The sequence below is a fragment of the Micromonospora sp. CNZ297 genome, assembly GCF_007827625.1.
The window spans coordinates 322,142-341,923 of sequence record NZ_VISU01000006.1 but is presented as its reverse complement, the minus strand read 5'-3'; the positions used below and the strand labels follow the sequence as shown (position 1 = coordinate 341,923).

Below are 19,782 nucleotides of genomic sequence, written 5' to 3'. Positions count from 1 at the left end.
CATCAGACGAGATCCTGTTTGGGAAGCCGCGGTGAGGCAGGAAACGGTCGCGGTCGACGCAACCCGTGATCCGATCACCTAATACCTTCTTTTCTCCGACCCCCTGATCAGGGGATGTCACTCCAGAGTGGTCACACGCATCTGTGCAGTAATTGTCAGTTAATGTTCCGTGTCCCCAGCATGTGGGATGGCTGTCCCGAAACAGCACTCGACGGCCCGGCTTGACCACAGGCCCCGGCATTGGCAAGGTTTTGCAGGCTTCGCGCACACCGTACGGCAAACCAATCCCGTTCCTCCACTGAGGACGGACGAGCGGCGGTGATCGGGCGTCGGCCCGCGCCGCACCTGGAGGACTGAGTTGAGCCCCATCCGCTCCGCGCGCATCGCGGCGCTCGCATCGGCCGTGCTGGCCACCACGCTCACCGGCTGCGGGATCGGCGGGGAACCGCAGGACACCAGCCCGATCGTGATCGCCGCCGACCTGGAACTCTCCGGCGCCTCGGCGCCGGTCGGCAAGGTCTACCAACGGGCTCTGGAACTGAAGGTCGAGCAGTTGAACGCCTCGGGCGCACTGGGCGGCCGGAAGATCGATCTGCGGGTCAAGGACAACCGCTCGGACGCCGCGGAATCCTTGCGGAACATCAATGATTTCAGCGGTGACTCACGGGTGAGCGCCGTCATCATGGGCGGTTGCAACGAATGCGCCGTCGGCGCGGCCCGCACGATCGGTGAGAAGCGCATTCCGACGATCGCACTCGCGTCGTCGAGCGCGGTCACCGAGCCGGTGGCCGAGCGCCGATATGTCTTCAAGCTCGCCCCGAACGCCACCGACAGCGCCGCCGCGCTCGCCGCGGAACTGGACCGGCGCGGCGTCCGCAAGGTGGCCTTGCTGCACAGCGCCGAGGGTTACGGCCAGGAAGGGCTCACCGCCCTGCGCCGCGAACTGAGCAAGACCACGGTCAAGCTGGTCGGCAACGAGTCGGTGCGCGCCACCGACACCGAGGTCGGCACGCAGATCAACGAGCTGATCGCCCGCAAGCCGCAGGCCCTGGTCCTGTGGACCACGCCGGAGCAGGCGACGCTCGCCGCCACCACCGCCCGGCAGAGCAAGTTCCGCGGCTCGCTGTTCTTCGACGCCACGGCCGCCGGCGACCTCTTCCTCGGCCCGTCGGCCCGCTCCACCGAGGAGGCCACGCTGATCTTCACCCAGACCATGGTGATCGACGACGTGATCGCCACCACCCCGGCGAAGGCCGCGCGCCGGCAGTGGTTCCAGGACTACACCGCCCGGTTCGGCGGCTACAACGGCTTCTCCTCGTTCGCGGCGGACGCGGTCCAGCTGATCGCCGACGCCGAGCAGCGGGCCGGCGGCGAGCCGGGCGAGGTCGACCGGGACGCGCTGCGTGACGTGCTGGAGACCTCGCAGCTCGACGGGCTGTCCGGGCCGATCCGGATGACGCCGGACAACCACTCCGGGTTGATGCCGCAGGCGTTGGCGACGCTCGTGGCTCGTGGTGGTCGTTGGCGGCTCGCTGGTTAGTCACTGTTGGGGGCGTGGCCCCACCGCAACCGGCTCCGGGCGGTCAGGCTTGATCCCTGCACCGGTTGCGGTGGGGCCACGCCTGTCGTGGTCGGCCGCCATCCGTGGGTTGAGGTTTTCTTTCTGGATTCTCGGTCGACGTCGGGTTCTCGGGTCAGTGGCTAGCGGGCCGAGGTGGTGGCCCGCACCCAGGGCAGGGCCAGCCGCTCGACCAGGCTCAGGACGGCGTAGAGCACGATGCTCATCAGCGCCACCAGCACGATCGCAGCCCAGGCGGTCGCGGTGTCACCGACGCCGTTGTACTGGAGGATCTGGTAACCCAGACCCGGACGGTCGGAGTAGAACTCCCCGATCACCGCGCCGATCGCGGCCAGCGGCATGGCCACCTTGAGCCCCACGAAGATCTGCGGCAGCGCCGCCGGGAAGCGCACCTTGCGGAACGACTGCCACCACGAGGCGTTGAGCGACCGGCCCAGCTCCGCCAGGTCCGCCGGGGTGGTGGTCAGACCGGTGGCGGTGGAGAGCACGATCGGGAAGAAGCAGAGCAGGAACACCATGGTCAGGATGGGTTTCTGCCCCCAGCCCACCGCGACCACGAGCAGCGGCCCGAACGCGATCTTCGGGACCGCGTTCACCGCCACCAGCAGCGGCGCGAACATCCGCTCCACCCGGCGGGAGGCGGCCAGCGCCATCCCGATCAGCACCCCGGCCGCCGACGAGAGCAGGAAGCCGAACACTGTCATCCAGGTGGTGATGCCCAGCGCGGGCAGCAGCACCTCGGTGGTGCCGGCGAGGGACTTCCCCACCGCCTGCGGCGGGGGCAGCGCGGCCGGGTGCACCAGGCTCAGGCCCGAGGTGACCAGCCACCAGGCCGCCACCGCGATCACCAGTCCCAGCGCCGGCAATCCGACCGCCGCCGGGCGTACGGCCATCCCGCGCCGGACCGCCGGGCGCGGCGGCGCCTCCGGCCGGGCCTCGGTCGACTGTGTCAACGTGTCCTCCTCTCTGCGCCGGTCGGTGTGACCGGCACGGGAAGGGGGTGCGCCCCACCGGGGTGTCCGGCGGGTCGCACCCCCGTTGGCCCGAGCGGACCGGTCAGGCCTTCGGCGCGAGGTTGAAGTCGATGATCTGGTCGGGGGTCAGGTTCTGCTTCAGCGCACCGGCGCCCTGGAGCAGCGCGATGCTCTTGGCGACCCGGCCGCTGTCCAGCGTGCCGATCGCGGTGCCGGAGTTGCTCGACCGGACGTACGCGGCCATCAGCTGAAGCTCGGCGGACGCCGCAGCCGGGACGGCGGCCGGCACGTTCTTCTTCAGGATCTCGCCCGCCTCGTCCGGGTTGGCCAGCGAGTACTCCAGGCCCTTGAGCAGCGCGGCGGTGAACTTCTTCACCATCTCCGGCTTCTCCTTGGCGATCTTCGACGAGGTGATCAGCGCGTTGCCGTAGAGGTCCTGCATCACGTTGCTGTACGGCAGGACGACCGGCTTCTTCTTGGTCACCGTCTCCACCGTCGGCTGGCCGACGACGAACTGGCCGATGCCGTCCACCGAGCCCGAGCCGAGCATGCCGATCAGGCCCTGCGCCTCACCGTTGACCCAGGTCACCTTGCTGCCGTCGATGCCGGCGAGCCGGGCGTACGTCGGGAAGAGGTTGCGCACGACGGACGTCGGGGTGTCCGCGAGCTTCTTGCCTTCGAGGTCCTTCGGCGTGGCGATGTTCTTGCCCTCGACCGTGACGATGGCGGCCATGGTGCGCTGCTGGATCGCGGCCACCGCCACGAAGTCCTTCGCCTGGCCGTTGCCGAGCTGAAGGATGCCACCGGTCAGGTCGATCGGGCCGAAGTCGGCCTGGCCGCCGGTGATGGTCTGGATCACGGAGCCGGTGCCCTGACCGGGCTTGATGTCGACGTCGAAACCGGCCTCCTTGAAGAAGCCCTTGTCCTTCGCCACCCAGGCGTAGGAGTCACGCCCGAAGTTGCCGAACGAGGTGAGGTACGTCACCTTCTCCAGCGCCGCGCCGTTGCCGCCGCCGCTCTCGGACTTCTCCGAGTCGCTGCTGCAGCCGCCCACCAGGGCGAGGGCGGTGGCCATAGCCGCGGCGGCGACCGTACGGGTCAGCCTTCTCATCAGTGCACCATGTCCTTTCCGACCAGGACTTCTTCGCCGGTCGGGTCGTGGGTCCGACGGGGTCGGCAGGTGGGTTCGGCCGACTGGACCGTCGTGAGGGGACTCTTCGCGCGCAACAGCGTACGAGAAGCCAGATGACCTGCCGCCGCCGTCCCGGTTGCGGAACGGAAACGAAGTTGCGTGACGGAAAGCGGACTGACGTCCACCCCGGACGGTGCTATAAGCACGGTCCGCTACGCTAGCCCGGCTCGCGTTCGGACGACGTGGAAGGGAGCCGGCGGAAGATGATCCGACTGTCCGGGGTGTCCCGCACCTTCGACGGCCGTTCGGGGCGGGTGGAGGCGTTGCGCGGCATCGACCTCGACGTCGCCGAAGGCGAGTTCGTCGCCGTCCTCGGCCGCTCCGGCTGCGGCAAGTCCACGCTGCTGCGCATGATCGCCGGCCTGCTGCCGGTCACCGGTGGTGAGATCACCGTGGGCGGTACGCCGATCACGAAGCCTCGCCGCGACGTGGCGATGCTGTTCCAGCGTCCGGCGCTGCTGCCCTGGCGCTCGGTGCTGGACAACGTGCTGCTGCCGGTGGAGATCTTCGGCTGGCGCCGCGCCGAGCACCGCGACCGGGCCCGCCAGTTGCTGGAGATGGCCGGGCTGGGCGGCTTCGAGAAGCGCCTCCCGCACGAGCTGTCCGGCGGCATGCAGCAGCGCGTGTCGCTGTGCCGGTCGCTGATCGGCTCGCCCCGGGTGATGCTCATGGACGAGCCGTTCTCCGCGCTCGACGCGCTCACCCGTGAGGAACTCTCCGGCGAACTCCAGCGGGTGCACATGGAGACGAAGGCGACGATCGTCTTCGTCACCCACTCGATCGACGAGGCGGTGCTGCTCGCCGACCGGGTCGTCGTGCTCAGCCCGCGCCCCGGCCGCATCCGCGAGGTGGTCGAGGTGAACGTCCCCCGGCCGCGCACGCTGGGCCGCCACGAGCACCTGGAAGACGTCGCGCGGATCAGCGCCGAGCTGCACGAACTGCTGATGGAGCGGGACGCCCCCGGCGTACCCGTGGGAGGCCGGTGACCATGCGGGTCTCGGTGTTCACCGAACCCCACCGCGGTGCGGACTACGACGACCAGCTCCGGTTCGCCCGGCTGGTCGAGGAGACCGGCTTCGAGGGCTTCTTCCGGGCCGACCACTACCGGGCCATGGGGGACGAGCCGGCGCTGCCCGGCCCCACCGACGCCTGGCTGACGCTCGCCGCGCTGGCCCGGGAGACCTCCCGGATCCGGCTCGGCACGCTCGTCACGTCCGCCACGTTCCGGCTTCCCGGGCCGCTCGCCGTCATGGTCGCCCAGGTCGACCGGATGAGCGGCGGCCGGGTCGAGCTGGGCATCGGCGCCGGATGGTACGAGCGCGAGCACACCGCGTACGGCATCCCGTTCCCGCCGGTCAGCGAGCGCTTCGACCGGCTCGCCGAGCAGTTGGAGATCGTCACCGGGCTGTGGCGCACCCCGTCCGACGAGACGTACAGCTTCACCGGTGAGCACTACCGGCTGGTCGACGCGCCCGCGCTGCCCAAGCCGGTGCAGCAGCCCGGCCCGCCGGTGATCGTCGGCGGCCGGGGACCGAAGCGCACCCCCGAGCTGGCCGCCCGCTACGCCGACGAGTTCAACATGCCGTTCAAGAGCGTGGCCGAGACCGCCGCCGCGTACGAGCGGGTGCGGGAGGCGTGCGACCGCGCCGGGCGGGACGCCTCCGGCCGCGCGCCCCTGACGCTCTCCGCCGGCATCGTGGTGGCGATCGGACGCACCGACGCCGAGGCGCAGCGCCGGGCCGCGCCGCTGCACGTCACGAGCGCGCTGCCGCCGGAGGACCCGGTGGTCGGCTCCCCCGCCCAGCTGGTCGACCGGATCGGCGAGTTCGCCGCGATCGGGGCCACCCGGGTGCACCTGCGCCTGATCGACTTCGACGACCTCGACCACGTGGAGCTCATCGCCGCCGAGGTGCTCCCCCGACTGGACGGACCACGATGACCGAACTCTCCGCCGACCTCGAACTCGGCCCGGTGGGCCAGGAGATCGTGTACGAGAACGACCGCGTACGCGTCTGGCACATCCGGCTGGAGCCGGGTGAGCGGCAGCCGCTGCACCGCCACGACCACCCGTACCTGGTGGTGGCGATCCAGGGCGCCAAGAACGTGGTGCAGACGATCGACGGCACCACCATCGACGCCGATGAGCCGACCGGCGGCGTGGTCTACCGCGACCCGGGCGCGGTGCACATGCTGACGAACGTCGGCGACACCACCTACCTCGCGCGCCTGGTCGAGCTGAAGTAGCCACACCGGCAGGTTCGCCGCGCCGCGCGGCGGCAAGGTGGCGATCGGGGGCACCGGGCCGTAACGTGCCCGACATGGCCTTTCGGACGTGGGGCAGGCTGCTGCTCACGGCGCTCGGGGTGAGCGTGCTGGCCGGGGCCGGCCAGTTGGGGATCGCGTACGGCTTCGGAGTCGTACGCCTCGACGGCGCGTTCGTGGACGTCTCGGTCAACCGGTGGCCCGCCCAGCTCGTCTGGGTGGGCTGGTTCGCCGCTGTCGCCACGGTCGCCGGAGCCGTCCTCACCGAGCGCTTCGCCCGTCGCGACGACAGTCCCGGCGGCACCACCGAACTGCTCTCCATCGCCGGCGTCAGCGCGCTGGGCGCGACGGTGGTCGCCCCGCTGTGCATGCAACCGGCCCGCGCGGCCGAGCTGGGCGGATCCGTCGACCCGGTCTGGGCCGCAGGTATCTGCGCCGCCCTCGGCGCGGTGGTCGGAGCGGGCGCCGCGATCGCCGTCCTGCTCAAGCCGCCGTTCGGCTGGGGCGTGGCGATCACCGCCGGGATCGTCTGGCTGATGGCGCTGCTCTCCGTCGCGCCCACGATCGTGTCCAGCCGGCCGCTGGCCACGGTACGGCTCGGCGTCCTCGAACCCTCCTGGCTGGATCCGGAGGCGGCGCAACGCCTGTCCATGCTGCTGCTGCCGGTGCTCACGCTGCTGGCCGGCGGGGCGGTCGGCGTGCTCGCCCGCCGGGCCGGATGGCCGCCGCTGGTGGGCGGCGCGGCCGGGGCGGCCGGCCCGGTGCTCGTCGCGTTCGCCTACCTGACCGCCGGTCCCGGCTCGGCGACCGACCGCTACCAGGTCGCGCCCTACTACGGCGCGCTGATCGCCGTGATCGCCGGTGCGCTCGGCTCGACCGCCACCACAGTGCTGCCCCGGCCGGTCACCGCCACCGGTGACCCCGACGCCGTCGAGGCCACCGACATCCTCGCGCCGCTGCCGCACTCGTCCACTCCGGGCGCCCCGGCCGCCCCGCCCGCGCCTCCGGTGACGAGCGGCGCCGCCGCGCCGGCGCACTGGAACTGGCCGGAGCCCGGCGGCTCGGCCACGGCGACGGCTCCGGCCGGTACCGATCTTCCCGCCACCGGCCGGCCGGCCCTCGCGGATCTTCCCGCCGTCGATCAGCCGGCCGTTGCGGAACGGCCGGCGGGTGAGCGCCCGGCCGTCGCCGACACGGGCCACGGCCAGCCCATGCCGGGTCTGCTGCCCCCGGGGCGCCGGACCTCGGCCATCGACGTCCTCGCCGCGGGCCGCCCCGACCCGGTCCCGGTCCCGGGTCCGGGCACGGACATGGGCACCGCCCACGCGGGCGGCACCGGCGAGGCGGTCATCACGGACCGCGCAGGAACCGCCGACCGGGCCGTTGCCGGTTCCGAACCTGCCGAAGCAACGTCCGGGCAGGCGACCGGCGTCCCGGACAGCGAGGCCGCCTCGGGCACCGGCTCGGCAGCCGGCACGGACGATGCCGCACCGGAACCGCCCCAGCAAGCGGCGGCGACCACGCCACGGGTGACCCGGCCGCGCCGTACCCGCGCCAGCCGGTCCAGCGGCACCACCGACGGATCGACGGCACCCGCCGACGCCACAGCACCCCGCCCAGCGGATGCCGCCTCCCCGAGCGCCGGTGCGGGCACCACCTCGGAAGCCACGTCATCGGCCACCGGCGGCACCGCCGAGGGCCACGTCCCCGGCCCGCGTACTGACAGCGGCGCGCTCGCCGGACCGGTCACGGCCGACGCGGACAGCGACACCCCCGCCGCGCCACCGGCCGAGGCCACCGGAGACACCGGCGCCACGGGCCGCTCCACCCGCTCCCGGCGCCCCCGCGCCCCGAAGGCCGGACCGCGTGCCACCGGCCCGGCCTCCCCCGGCTCCGGCCCGGCCGACGTCGCGCCGACGACGCCGATCGAGCAGGCCGACGCCAGGTCGACGATGCCGAGCAGCCCGGCCGACGCCCCGCTGACGACGTCGAGCAGCCCGGCTCCCCGCACCGATGCCCCCACGGCGGATGTCGCACCGACCGGGCGTCCCGGACGCAATTTCTTCTTCGACGACCCGGCGCCGACCCCGTCGTCCCGGCCCAGGTTCCCGATGTTCGAGGACGTCACCGGAGCGCCCGGCGAGGTACGCCCGGCCTGGCCGATCACCCCGGCGGCCCGCCCGCACCGCGCCACCACCGAACCGGACGCACCGGCCCGGGACGACGCGGAGGCGTCCGCCCCGGCCGAGCCGGCGCCGCGCCCCCGCCACCGTGGCCTGCCCGAGCCGGGCGCGAGCACCGGATGGGACGCGCTCGCCACGAACGCCCGCCCGGCGGGGCCGCTCGCCCGGCCGGAGGCGGGGAGACCTGTCGCCCGGCCCGAGGCGGCGACCGCCGCACCGGGCGAGGCGGGTGCCGCGCTGCCCGAGGCCGCCGCCGCGGAGACGGAGGCGGACTCCCGGCGCGGGCGGCACGCCGGACCGGACGACGCCGACGCGTCCGGCGGGAAGCCGAAGACCCGGCGCGGCCTGTTCCGGCGCAACCGGGCCAAGGGCGACCCGGAGCCGGCCGACCGGACGGCCGAGCCAGGTGCCGAGGCCGACGACGAGTACGTGGACTGGGTCGCCGGTCTCGCCTCGGACGACAACGCCGACGACGCCCGCTCGCTGCGTACCGGGCGGCACCACCGCGAGTGAACGGCGGCCCGGGGCGGGCCGGAAGCGACCCGCCCCGGCCTCGCTCACGCCAGCGGCAGGTAGACCCGTGACCCGGAGGCGACGAACTCCTCCGACTTGCCGCGCATGCCCCGCGCCGCGTAGTCCTTCAACTCCTGGGTGATCTTCATGGAGCAGAACTTCGGCCCGCACATCGAGCAGAAGTGCGCGGTCTTCGCCGGCTCGGCGGGCAGAGTCGCGTCGTGGTACGCCCGCGCGGTCTCCGGGTCCAGCGCCAGGTTGAACTGGTCCTCCCAGCGGAACTCGAACCGGGCCTTGGACAGCGCGTCGTCCCACGCCTGCGCGCCGGGGTGCCCCTTGGCCAGGTCGGCCGCGTGCGCGGCGATCTTGTACGCGATCACGCCCGCCTTCACGTCGTCGCGGTCGGGCAGCCCGAGGTGCTCCTTCGGGGTGACGTAGCAGAGCATCGCGGTGCCGAACATGCCGATCATCGCCGCGCCGATCGCGGAGGTGATGTGGTCGTACGCGGGCGCGACGTCGGTGGTCAGCGGGCCGAGCGTGTAGAACGGCGCCTCGTGGCACCACTCCTGCTGGAGGTCCACGTTCTCCTTGATCTTGTGCATCGGCACGTGCCCGGGGCCTTCGATCATCACCTGGACGTCGTACTCCCAGGCGACCTTCGTCAGCTCACCGAGCGTGCGCAGCTCGGCGAACTGCGCCTCGTCGTTGGCGTCCGCGATGGAACCGGGGCGCAGGCCGTCACCGAGGGAGAACGTGACGTCGTACTTCGCGAGCAGCGAACACAGCTCCCGGAAGTTCGTGTAGAGGAAGTTCTCCTCGTGGTGCGCCAGGCACCAGGCCGCCATGATCGAGCCGCCCCGGGACACGATCCCGGTGATCCGGTCCACCGCCAGCGGCACGTACGGCAGCAGTACCCCGGCGTGCACGGTCATGTAGTCGACGCCCTGCTCCGCCTGCTCGATGACGGTCTCGCGGAACACCTCCCAGCTCAGCTTCACCGGGTCGCCGCCGACCTTCTCCAGCGCCTGGTAGATCGGCACCGTGCCGATCGGCACCGGCGCGTTCCGCACGATCGCCTCGCGGGTCTCGTGGATGCGCTTGCCGGTGGACAGGTCCATCACGGTGTCCGCGCCCCACCGGGTGGCCCAGGTCAGCTTCTCCACCTCCTCGGCCACCGACGAGGTGACAGCCGAGGTGCCGATGTTGGCGTTGACCTTCACCAGGAACGCCTTGCCGATGATGGCCGGCTCGCACTCGGGGTGGTTGACGTTGAGCGGCAGCACGGCCCGCCCGGCCGCGATCTCGTCCCGGACGAACTCCGGCGCCACCGACTCCCGGACCGCCACGAACTCCATCTCCGGAGTGACGATCCCGGCCCGGGCGTACGCGAGCTGCGTCGGCCGCTTCCCCTCCACACCCGCCAGCGGCGTGCCGGCGCCGCGTACCGGGGCCACGTCGCCGCGCTCGGCGATCCACGTTCCGCGCAGCGCGGGCAGCCCCACCTCCGGGTCGGAGCCGGGACCGGAGGTGTCGTAGAGCCGTACCGGAGGGTTGTCTCCGGCCAGCGTCACCTCGGTGAACGGCACCCGGACGTCCGGGCGTGACCCTTCCACGTACACCTTGCGACGTGCCTGCATGACAGCCTCCCTGTCGCTCATGCGGACCAGCCGAAGTGGTCCAGCGGGCCGCGTCCCGCGCCCAGCTCCCAGGTCCGCGCGCCGGTCAGCGCGCGGGTGACGTACTCCTTGGCGGCCGCCACCGCGACCGGCACCGCGTCGCCCGCGGCGAGCCGGACCGCGACGGCGGCCGAGAACGAACAGCCGGTGCCGTGGTTGTGCCGGGTGTCCACCCGGGGCGCGCGCAGCAGGCGGGTCGTCCCGCCGCCGGCGAGCACGTCCACCGACTCGCCGTCGGCGTCCACGTCGCCGCCGGTCACCACCACGAACGCCGGGCCGCGCGCCGCCAGCGCCTCCGCCGCCGCGACCATCTCCTCGACGGTGCCCACCGGGCCTCCGGTGAGGGCCGCGGCCTCCGCGCAGTTCGGTGTCGCCACTTCCGCGTACGGCAGCAGCCGCTCGACCGCCTCCACCACGCCGAGCCGGTGCCCGCTCGTGGCGACCAGTACCGGGTCGACGACCAGGTGCGGCAGCCGCCCGGCCCGGGCCGCCTCGGCCACCGCGTCGGCGACCGCGGGGGTGCCGAGCATGCCGGTCTTCACGGCGCGCACGTCGAAGTCGCCGAGGACGCTGTCCATCTGGTCGCGCACTGTCTGCGGCGGCAGGGGCAGGACGGCGTCCACGCCCCGGGTGCTCTGCGCGGTGACGGCGGTGAGCACTGTGGTGCCGTACGCCCCGAGCGCGGCGAACGTCTTGAGGTCGGCCTGGATGCCCGCTCCTGCTCCGGAGTCGGAGCCGGCGATGCTGAGAACTGTTTTCGGCGTCACTGGTTCTCTTCTCCGGTGGTTGCTGTGACGGCTGCGGCCGACAGTGGTTGCGGTCGGGGCTGCAGCCGACCGTGCCCACTCCGGGCGGTCAGGCTTGATCCCTCCGTGGGCACGGTCGGCCGCAGCCCTGTCGCGTGCGGGCCTTGGTCGGATCGCGCGGGGTGGGTGCGCGCCACACGGGTGGCCGCCTCCTCGAAAGCTCTGCCCAGCGTGGTGGCGGTTTCTCGCGGCTCCTGGGCGCGCATGATGGCTCCCAGGACTGCTACTCCTGTTGCGCCTGCCTCTACGCATGCGGTGACCTGGGCTGTGGTTTCGATGCCGCCCAGTGCCAGCACGGGCACCTTGCTTGCCGCGATCAGCTCGCGCAACCCGGTCGGCCGTAACGCCGGGCCGTAGCCGGGTTTGGTTCTTGTCTCGTAGACCGGGGACAGCGTGGCGTAGTGCTCGGTGGTGAGCCGGGCCATCTCGGCGGTGTCGTGACAGGACCGGCCGACCAGTCCGACTGCGGGCGGCGGGTACGGGCCGGCGGCGGGCAGGTGCACCGCGTCCCCGTCGAGCGGATCGGGTCCGGCCACGACGAGCGTGCCGCCTGCCTCGGCGAGGATCGCGCGCAGCTCGACGGCGAGCGCGAGGCGTTCGGCGCGGGGCAGGTCCTTCTCCCGCAGCACCACCCAGCGCACTCCCCCGCCGACGGCCCCCGCGACCACGTCGACGAGAGCCCTCTTGGCGACCCGCCGATCGGTGAGCAGCACGACCCCGGTCGGGCCGGTGTAGATCCTGGTACGCGGCCGCCCCTCCACGGGCGCCTCCGTACCAGGATCCGCAACGCGTAGAGCGGTCACAGGTCGGGCCGTCCCTCGTCGGGGGTGGACGGCAAGGCGTGGAAGCGGCGGGTGATGCGGCCCGCGCCGTACGCCAGGCGGCCGGCCTCGACCGCGTACCGCATGGCCGTGGCCATCGCCACCGGGTCGGCGGCCCGGGTCACGGCACTGGCCAGCAGCACCGCGTCGCAGCCCAGCTCCATCGCCAGGGCCGCGTCGGAGGCGGTGCCGATGCCCGCGTCGAGCACCACCGGCACGTCCACAGCCGCCCGGATCAGCCGGATGTGGTGCGGGTTGCCGATGCCCAGCCCGGAACCGATCGGCGACCCGGCCGGCATCACCGCCGCGCAGCCCACGTCGGCCAGCCGCCGGGCCAGCACGGGATCGTCCGAGGTGTACGGCAGCACTGTGAACCCGTCGGCCACCAGTTCCTCGGCGGCGCGCAGCAGCTCCACCCCGTCGGGCAGGAGCGTGCGCTCGTCGCCGATCACCTCCAGCTTCACCCAGTCCGTGTCGAACGCCTCCCGGGCCAGGTGCGCCGTCTTCACCGCCTCCACGGCGGTGCGGCAGCCGGCCGTGTTCGGCAGCAGCCGTACGCCGCAGCGCTCCACCAGGTCGAGCAGGCCGCCCGACCCGCCGGGCGTGGTGTCCACCCGGCGCAGCGCCAACGTCACCAGCTCGGTGCCGGAGGCGCGGATCGCCTGCTCCAGCACGTGCAGGTTGGCCGCGCCGCCGGTGCCGAGGATGAGCCGGGAGCCGAACGCGACCCCGCCGATCTCCAGTGTGGACATCCGCTCACCCGCCCTGGGTGGCGCTGAGTACCTCGACCCGGTCGCCGTCGCGCAGCACGCTCGCCGACCAGCCGCCGCGTGGCACCACCTCGCCGTTGACCGCTACGGCGAGCCCGCGCTTCCGGTCGGTGACGGTGCGGACCACCTCGGCGACGGTGACGCCCTCGGGCAACGTCCGGCCGGTGCCGTTGACGATCAGTTCCACGTGCGCTCCTTCCCGAAGCGGTCCGGGGTGAAGGGGGCGAGCGCGGGATCCGGCTCGCCGGTGACGATCAGCTCGGTGACCAGGTCGGCGGTGACCGGGGTGAGCACGATGCCGTGCCTGTGGTGCCCGGTCGCCGCGAGCACGCCCGGCTGCCCGGGGAGCGGCCCGATGATCGGCGCGTTGTCGGGCGTACCGGGGCGCAGCCCGGCAACGGCTTCCACCAGCTCGTACTCGACGAGTTCCGGCACCAGCTCCGCGGCGGCGCGCAGCAGTGTCAGCACGCCACCGGCGGTGACCTCGGTGTCCGCGCGTTCCTCCACAGTCGCCCCGACCACGACCTCACCGCTGTCCCGGGGCACCAGGTAGACCGGCTCGCTGTCCGCGTACCCCCGGATCACGTGCCGGAAGCCCGGCGGACCGCCACCCGGCGCGCGCAGCCGCAGCACCTGGCCCTTGACCGGCCGGACCGGCAGGCCGGTCAGGCTCGCCGCGCCGCAGCCGGCCGCGACCACAGTGACCCGGGCGTCCACCTCGGACAGCGCGCCGACGCGGGCCGGGCGCAGCTCCACGCCGACGCGTTCCGCAGCAGTGCGCAACGCGGCGACCAGCCGTCGCGGATCCACTTGGTGGTCGCCGGGGGCCACCGCGCCGCCGCGCACGCGCGGTGCCAGCGCCGGCTCGCGGTCGCGCAGCTCCGAGGGCCGCAGCGGCGTGATCGGCAGTCCCAGACCCCGTTGGTACGACCACAGCCGCCCCGCCTCGGCCAGGTCGTCGGCGGTGAGCCCGACGACGAGCGTGCCCTCGGTGCGGTACCCGAGGTCGACGCCGCTCGCCCCGGCCAGTTCGGCCGCGAAACCGGGCCAGCGGGCGGCGGACCCGACGAGAAGCGCTGTGAGTTCGTGCTCACCGAAGTACGCCTCCGCGACCGGCGACAGCATCCCGGCGGCCACCGACGAGGCGCCCGACCCGGGCCGGTCGTCGTGCACCACCACGCGCAGTCCGCGCTGCGCGCACCGCCACGCGATCGCGAGTCCCACCGGCCCGGCGCCCACCACCGCCACGTCGGTAAGGAAGGGCCCCCTGTTAACGCCTCCGGTAGAGGAAGGGCCCCCTCTTAACACGTCAGCGCCCGCAGCAGCTCGGCGGTGGCGTGCGCCGGATCGGCAGCCAGGCTGAGCGCGCCGACCACCGCCACCCCGTACGCCCCGGCGGCCCGCAGCGCCGGCACGCTCGCGGCCGTCACCCCACCGATCGCGATCACCGGGACGCTGACCGCCTCGGCGACCGCGCGTATCCCCTCGGGGCCGATCGGGTCCGGCAGGCCGGACTTGGTGGTGGTGACGTGGCACGGGCCCACGCCCAGGTAGCTCGCGCCCGCATCCACGGCCGTACGGGCGCTCACCGGCTCCCGGGCGGTCGCGCCGAGCACCGCGTCCGGGCCGAGCACGCAGCGCGCGGCTGCGACCGGCAGATCGTCCGCGCCGACGTGGCCCCCGGCGGCGTCCACCGCGAGCGCCACGTGCAGCCGGTCGTTGACCAGGCACTGTGCCCCGTACGGCCGGCACGCCTCGGTCACCCGGCACGCCAGCTCGTACGCCTCCCGGTCGGTGGCGTCGTCCTCCACGCGCACCTGCACGACGAGTTCGGCGCCCGCCACGGGCAGGGCGGCACGCAGCACGGCGAGCGGGTCACGCCCCGGCCGGGTGTCGGTGATGAGATGCAGTCGTCCCAGGGACAGCACGGCAACGCTCCTCCCTGCGCCGGCATTACCCGGATCAGGTTCGACGGTCGGGGGCTCCCAGCCCCCCTCTCAGCCCGGTCCGCACCGGGCTCCCGTGGGTCACTTGCGGCCTACCGTACGACGCCTCCCGCCCGTACGGAACCCCGGGTGAGGTTTTTCCCAGGAACCGTTCACATGCCGTACCGGGGCAACAGGTGATCGTCTCGTCACGACACGCTGCCGGGATGTCCGTTCCCGCCCGTGTCCCGCGCCGCCTGGCGATCCTGCCGTTCCGGGGCAGCCATGCCGTCTCCGAAGGACTGCTCACCTGGACGATGCTGCGCGGGCCGACCTGGATCCGCCTGCTGCCGGACGTGTACGTGCACCGGGACGGACACCGCGCCGACGACCACCGGATGTGGTGCGAGGCGGTGGCGTTGCGCCTGCCGCCGGGTGCCGCACTGGCGGGACGCAGCGCCGCCTGGCTGTTCGGCACGGACGTGCTCAGCCGCGACGCGCCGGTCACCGTGCTGCTGCCGAGCCCGGCCCGCATGCGTCCTCATCCACGGCTGCTGGTGACCCGGTCGCCCCTGCCCGAGTCGGACCGCACCCGGTTCGCGGGGCTGCCGGTCACGACCCCGCTGCGTACCGCGTTCGACCTGGGCCGGCAGGGCTCACTCGCCGAGGCGCTGGTCGCCGTCGACGCGCTGCTGCGTCGCCGGGTCGTGAAGCTGCCCGTCCTGCGGGCCTACGCCGCCGACCGGCCGGGTTGGCCGGGCGCTCCGCTGCTGCGCGAGGTACTGACGATGGCCGAGCCGTTGAGCGAGTCCCCGATGGAGACGCGGCTGCGGCTGCTCCTCCTCGACGCCGGTCTCGGCCCGCTGACCGCCCAGCACGAGGTGCGCGCCGGCGGACGCTTCGTGGCCCGGGTGGACCTGGCCTGGCCGGCTCTCCGCCTCGCGGTCGAGTACGACGGCGACCACCACCGGGAACGGGCTCACTTCCGGCGGGACGTGGCGCGCCTGAACGCGCTCCGCGCGGCCGGGTGGGTCGTGCTCCGGTTCACCGTCGACGACGTGCTACGCCGGCCCGACGCCACTGTCGCCCTGGTGCGCCAGGCCCTGGCAGAACGTCGCGCCGCCGCGGCAAACCACTGATCCGCACCCGCAGCCCCCCGCACCCCGGCTCGCAGCCCGCAGCCCCACAGCCCCACAGCCCCACAGCCCCACAGCCCCACAGCCCCGAGTCTCGCCCCGCCGCGCCCCCGGCCGCCACCCGCCACCTGGCCGGGCCGGGCCGGGACGCCCAAGACACCACGGGCGTCAGGAGGCCGCCCACAGACACTTATGGCGTTCCACTCGCGACTGAATCTGGCGACGAGTGGAACGCCGTGGGTGTCTGTGGGCCCTCTTGACACCCATACCGTTCCACTCATCGTGAGCGCTGCCCCTGAGTGGAACGCCACGGGTGCCTCCGCGCGCGGGCGGGCGGGCGGGCGGGCCACGGTGGGCGCACGCCGCGCGGGGCAAGCCCCGACGCTCGCACGCCGACGAGCGAGCGCACCCCCGACGCGCGAGCGGGCGCGTATGTACCGGCAGGGACGGTCAGAGGATGGCGTCCAAGGCGGTCAGGTCCTCGTCGGACGGCTGCCACGTCCCGGCTTCGGCATTGGCCTTCACCTGGTCGGGAGTGGTGGCGCCGGCGATCACCGACGTCACGGCGGGACGGGCCGCCAGGCCGCCGATCGCCACCTGGAGCATGCTGATGCCGCGCTCGGCCGCGTACGCCTCGATCGCCTCGATGACGTCCCAGCGCGCGGCGGCCAGCCGCTCGGCGTACCGGCCGCCACCGGCCAGGCGGCTGCCCGCCGGGGGCGCCTCGCCGCGCTTGTACTTGCCGGTGAGCAGCCCGTTGGCGAGCGGGAAGAACGGCAGCATGCCGAGGCCGAACCGCTCGCAGGCGGGGATCACCTCGTCCTCCACCCCGCGCTCCACCAGCGAGTAGTGGTTCTGCGCGGAGATGAACCGGGTACGCCCCTGCGACGACGCGGTCCAGTCGGCGTCGGCGATCTGCCAGCCGGCGAAGTTGGAGTTGCCCAGGTAGCGCACCTTGCCGGCGGTCACCAGGTCGTCCAGCGCGGCGAGCGTCTCGTCGATCGGGGTGCCCGGGTCGGGCTCGTGCATCTGGTACAGGTCGATGTGGTCGGTGCCGAGCCGGCGCAGCGACGCCTCGACCGCGCGGGCGATGTAGCGGCGGCCGCCCCGGGCGCCGTGGTCCGGCCCGTTCGCGCCGTGCATGTCCATGCCGAACTTGGTGGCCACCACCACGTCGTCGCGGCGGCCCTTGAGCGCCTGGCCGAGCAGTTCCTCGGAGGCGCCCTGCGGCTCGCCGTAGATGTCGGCGGTGTCGAAGAAGTTGATCCCGGCGTCGAGCGCGGCGTCCACCACCGCCCGGGTGCCGTCGCTGTCGAGTTTGCGGCCGAAGTTGTTGCAGCCGATACCGACCACTGACACCACGAGCCCGGAGTCGCCCAGCCGGCGATAGGTCATCTCACTCACGAGATCCACCCTATGCCCGCTGCCCGGGTGTCATCCGGGCAGCGGCAGCACCTGGTCGGCCAGCATCCGGGCGGCACCGATCGTCGCCGCCAGTTCCTCAGGGGTACGCCCCACCGCGCCCAGCAGTGCCTGCGCCCGCTCGGCGAAGTCCGGCGGCGCACCGGGCAGGCGCCCGGCGGACGCGATCATGCCCTTCTCGTTGACGAGCCACCGTCCGGCCCGGCCGTGCAGCGCGTGGACCAGCACGCCGACCACCCGGAACAGGCAGCCGGCCACGTAGCCGGCGTCGCCCCCTGCCGCGCCCTTCGCCGCGCCGTCGAGCAGCAGCCCGGTCTCCCAGCCGCCGGCGACCAGCGCGGCGCCGAGCGCGGGCGGGTAGTCGACGGTCTCGACTCGCAGCGCGGTCAGTTCGCCGGTCGGGTCGCCGAGCACCCGCCCGAGCGCCACCTCCCCGGCGTACGCGTGCGAGTAGAAGCCGAGCGGATGCCCGGCCTGCGCCTCGACCGTGTAGCGGCCGGCCCGGCAGTCCGCCCAGACCCGGTGCACCCGGTCCAGGTCGCGATAGATCCAGTCCACCGCGACCCCGCCGACGCGCAGCCAGCCGCCCCCGTCGACCCACGGTCCCCAGCCGCCCGGTGCGGTGAGGTCCACCGGCCCGTCGGCGATGGAGGCGGCCACCGCGCGCAGCCCGGCCAGGTCGGGCGTACCCCGGTAGTAGAGGCCCAGGTCCCAGTCGGAGTCGGGCCGGTGGTCGCCGCGGGCGCGGCTGCCGCCGAGCGCCACCGCGAGCACCCCGTCGACCGCGCACAGCCGGTCGACCACGTCCTGGTCGATCACCCCACGTCCCAGACCGGCTCGGGCGTCTCCACCACGTCGCCGTCGCCGCGGAACAGCACGAACCGGTCGAAGGTACGGGTGAACCACCTGTCGTGGGTGACAGCGACCACAGTCCCCTCGAACGCGGTCAGTCCGGCCTCCAGCGCCTCGGCCGAGGCCAGGTCGAGGTTGTCGGTGGGCTCGTCGAGCAGCAGCAGCGTGGCCCCGGACAGCTCCAGCAGCAGCACCAGGAACCGGGCCTGCTGCCCGCCGGAGAGCGTGCCGAACCGCTGGTCGCCCTGGCCGGCGAGCTCGTACCGGGACAGCGCCGCCATGGCCGCGTGCCGGTCCATGCCGGCGCGGTGGTCGTCGCCGCGCCACAGCACCTCGACGAGCGTCTTCGCCATCAATTCCGGCCGGTCGTGGGTCTGCGAGAAGTGCCCGGGCCGCACCCGCGCGCCGAGCCGCACCACGCCGCCGTGGGCGACGGGTGCGAGCGCGCCGGCGCCGTCGACGGGGGTGTTGCCCGGCTCGGGGTCGGTGCCGCCGCGGGCCAGCAGGCGCAGGAAGTGCGACTTGCCGGTGCCGTTCGCGCCGAGCACCGCGACCCGGTCGCCGTACCAGAGTTCCAGGTCGAACGGGTACGTCAGGCCGTCCAGCTCCAACTGCTCGGCGATCACCGCGCGCTTGCCGGTCCGCCCGCCGGTCAGGCGCATCCGGATGTCCTGGTCCTTCGGGGGTACGGGCGGCGGCCCGGCCTCCTCGAACTTGCGCAACCGGGTCTGCGCGGCCTGGTAGCGGGACGCCATCCCGTCGTTGTACGCGGCCTTCTGCTTGTACATCAGCATCAGCTCGCGCAGCTTCTGGTGTTCCTCGTCCCAGCGCTTGCGCAGCTCGTCGAGGCGGGCGTGCCGGGCCACCCGCGCGGAGTGCCAGCTCGCGAAGCCGCCCGGGTGCACCCAGGCGCTGCCGCCCTCCACCGCGACGACCCGGTCGGCGGTCTGCGCCAGCAGTTCCCGGTCGTGCGAGACGTAGAGCACGGATTTGCCCGACTCGCGCAGCCGCGCCTCCAGCCAGCGTTTGCCGGGTACGTCGAGGAAGTTGTCCGGCTCGTCGAGCAGCAGCACCTCGTCGGGGCCGCGCAGCAGCAGTTCCAGCGCGAAGCGTTTCTGCTGGCCGCCGGAGAGCGTGCGGACCGGCCGGTCCCGGGCGCTGTCCCAGGACAGGTCCAGCACGATGGTGGCGACGGTGTCGAAGAGGACCTCCGCGTCGTACCCGCCGGTCTCGCCCCAGGCGGCGAGCGCCTCGGCGTACGCGAGCTGGGTCTTGGCGGCGGCGGAGCTGTACTTGCCGCGGACCTCGGCCGCCCGCATGGCCGCCTCGGTCTCGGCGAGCCGCCGCCCGGCGTCGCGCAGCGCCGGCGGCGCCAGCGACAAGGCGAGGTCGGCGAGCGTGGACTCGTCGCCGATCATGCCGATGAACTGCCGCATCACGCCCAGCCCACCGGAGCGGGCGATCGCGCCGGTCTTCACCGGCAGGTCACCGGCGACCATCCGCAGCAGCGTGGTCTTGCCGGCGCCGTTCGGGCCGACCAGCGCCACCTTGGCACCCTCACCGACCCGGAACGACACGTCGCTGAACAGCTCACGCCCGTCCGGGAGGATGTGCCCCGCTCCTGCCACGTCCACGTATCCCACGCGGGCATCCTGCCCGAGCCGGGTCGGT

At 73.4% G+C, this 19,782-nt stretch carries 18 protein-coding genes and 1 riboswitch; of the genes, 6 read left to right on the top strand and 12 right to left on the bottom strand.

Going from position 1 to position 19,782, the window contains the following annotated elements:
- Nucleotides 1-358 precede the first annotated feature (358 nt).
- On the top strand, nt 359-1,540 hold the full coding sequence (locus FB454_RS14710; protein WP_145823067.1) for an ABC transporter substrate-binding protein: 1,182 nt from the start codon (nt 359-361) through the stop codon (nt 1,538-1,540).
- Between the two features lie 161 nt (nt 1,541-1,701).
- Here the strand turns inward: FB454_RS14710 and FB454_RS14705 are convergent, their stop codons facing one another.
- Nucleotides 1,702-2,472, bottom strand: a complete 771-nt coding sequence (locus tag FB454_RS14705; RefSeq protein WP_244879790.1) for an ABC transporter permease — start codon at nt 2,470-2,472, stop codon at nt 1,702-1,704.
- A gap of 163 nt (nt 2,473-2,635) precedes the next feature.
- The gene (locus tag FB454_RS14700; protein ID WP_013288592.1) at nt 2,636-3,664 is read right to left on the bottom strand and encodes an ABC transporter substrate-binding protein; all 1,029 of its coding nucleotides are present in this window, start codon (nt 3,662-3,664) and stop codon (nt 2,636-2,638) included.
- Nucleotides 3,665-3,948: 284 nt separating this feature from the next.
- Between FB454_RS14700 and FB454_RS14695 the strand changes: the two genes are divergently transcribed.
- The 4 genes from FB454_RS14695 (at nt 3,949) to FB454_RS14680 (ending at nt 8,703) form a co-directional block, all read left to right on the top strand.
- Entirely contained in the window at nt 3,949-4,731 is a 783-nt protein-coding gene (locus FB454_RS14695) for an ABC transporter ATP-binding protein (protein WP_013288593.1), read from the top strand.
- Nucleotides 4,732-4,733: 2 nt separating this feature from the next.
- Nucleotides 4,734-5,684, top strand: coding sequence for an LLM class F420-dependent oxidoreductase (locus FB454_RS14690; protein ID WP_013288594.1), 951 nt, complete (start codon nt 4,734-4,736; stop codon nt 5,682-5,684).
- Nucleotides 5,681-5,989: a cupin domain-containing protein gene (locus FB454_RS14685; protein ID WP_013288595.1), complete on the top strand. Its 309-nt coding sequence runs from the start codon at nt 5,681-5,683 to the stop codon at nt 5,987-5,989. The genes FB454_RS14690 and FB454_RS14685 overlap by 4 nt, the downstream gene beginning before the upstream one ends.
- 74 nt (nt 5,990-6,063) lie before the next feature.
- A complete protein-coding gene (locus tag FB454_RS14680) occupies nt 6,064-8,703 on the top strand; it encodes a hypothetical protein (RefSeq protein WP_145823066.1) in 2,640 nt (879 codons plus the stop codon).
- A gap of 44 nt (nt 8,704-8,747) precedes the next feature.
- Here FB454_RS14680 and thiC read toward each other — a convergent pair whose 3' ends face one another.
- From thiC to thiE, 7 genes are all read right to left on the bottom strand, one after another.
- Nucleotides 8,748-10,340: a phosphomethylpyrimidine synthase ThiC gene (gene thiC, locus FB454_RS14675; RefSeq protein WP_145823081.1), complete on the bottom strand. Its 1,593-nt coding sequence runs from the start codon at nt 10,338-10,340 to the stop codon at nt 8,748-8,750.
- Between the two features lie 17 nt (nt 10,341-10,357).
- On the bottom strand, nt 10,358-11,146 hold the full coding sequence (thiD, locus tag FB454_RS14670; protein WP_013288598.1) for a bifunctional hydroxymethylpyrimidine kinase/phosphomethylpyrimidine kinase: 789 nt from the start codon (nt 11,144-11,146) through the stop codon (nt 10,358-10,360).
- Nucleotides 11,143-11,946, bottom strand: coding sequence for a thiamine phosphate synthase (locus tag FB454_RS14665; protein WP_145823065.1), 804 nt, complete (start codon nt 11,944-11,946; stop codon nt 11,143-11,145). Before FB454_RS14665 ends, thiD begins: the two co-directional genes overlap by 4 nt.
- Nucleotides 11,947-11,984: 38 nt before the next feature.
- Nucleotides 11,985-12,758: a thiazole synthase gene (locus FB454_RS14660; RefSeq protein ID WP_091330790.1), complete on the bottom strand. Its 774-nt coding sequence runs from the start codon at nt 12,756-12,758 to the stop codon at nt 11,985-11,987.
- 4 nt (nt 12,759-12,762) lie between these two features.
- Nucleotides 12,763-12,963, bottom strand: coding sequence for a sulfur carrier protein ThiS (gene thiS, locus FB454_RS14655; RefSeq protein WP_091330789.1), 201 nt, complete (start codon nt 12,961-12,963; stop codon nt 12,763-12,765).
- Nucleotides 12,954-14,084, bottom strand: a complete 1,131-nt coding sequence (thiO, locus tag FB454_RS14650) for a glycine oxidase ThiO (RefSeq protein WP_186461600.1) — start codon at nt 14,082-14,084, stop codon at nt 12,954-12,956. The genes thiS and thiO overlap by 10 nt, the downstream gene beginning before the upstream one ends.
- Nucleotides 14,078-14,704: a thiamine phosphate synthase gene (gene thiE / locus FB454_RS14645; protein WP_030269352.1), complete on the bottom strand. Its 627-nt coding sequence runs from the start codon at nt 14,702-14,704 to the stop codon at nt 14,078-14,080. Before thiE ends, thiO begins: the two co-directional genes overlap by 7 nt.
- A riboswitch (TPP riboswitch) is annotated at nt 14,699-14,810 on the bottom strand. Its footprint overlaps the gene before it by 6 nt.
- Nucleotides 14,811-14,928: 118 nt before the next feature.
- Here thiE and FB454_RS14640 point away from each other — a divergent pair.
- Nucleotides 14,929-15,840: a DUF559 domain-containing protein gene (locus FB454_RS14640; RefSeq protein WP_145823064.1), complete on the top strand. Its 912-nt coding sequence runs from the start codon at nt 14,929-14,931 to the stop codon at nt 15,838-15,840.
- A gap of 447 nt (nt 15,841-16,287) precedes the next feature.
- Here FB454_RS14640 and FB454_RS14635 read toward each other — a convergent pair whose 3' ends face one another.
- The 3 genes from FB454_RS14635 to FB454_RS14625 are packed head-to-tail and all read right to left on the bottom strand — an operon-like array spanning nt 16,288 to nt 19,754.
- Nucleotides 16,288-17,250 carry an aldo/keto reductase gene (locus FB454_RS14635; RefSeq protein ID WP_186461599.1) on the bottom strand — a complete coding sequence of 321 codons (963 nt, stop codon included), beginning with the start codon at nt 17,248-17,250 and terminating at the stop codon, nt 16,288-16,290.
- Nucleotides 17,251-17,271: 21 nt separating this feature from the next.
- The gene (locus tag FB454_RS14630; RefSeq protein ID WP_145823063.1) at nt 17,272-18,078 is read right to left on the bottom strand and encodes a nucleotidyltransferase domain-containing protein; all 807 of its coding nucleotides are present in this window, start codon (nt 18,076-18,078) and stop codon (nt 17,272-17,274) included.
- Entirely contained in the window at nt 18,075-19,754 is a 1,680-nt protein-coding gene (locus tag FB454_RS14625; protein ID WP_145823062.1) for an ATP-binding cassette domain-containing protein, read from the bottom strand. Before FB454_RS14625 ends, FB454_RS14630 begins: the two co-directional genes overlap by 4 nt.
- Nucleotides 19,755-19,782: the final 28 nt, after the last annotated feature.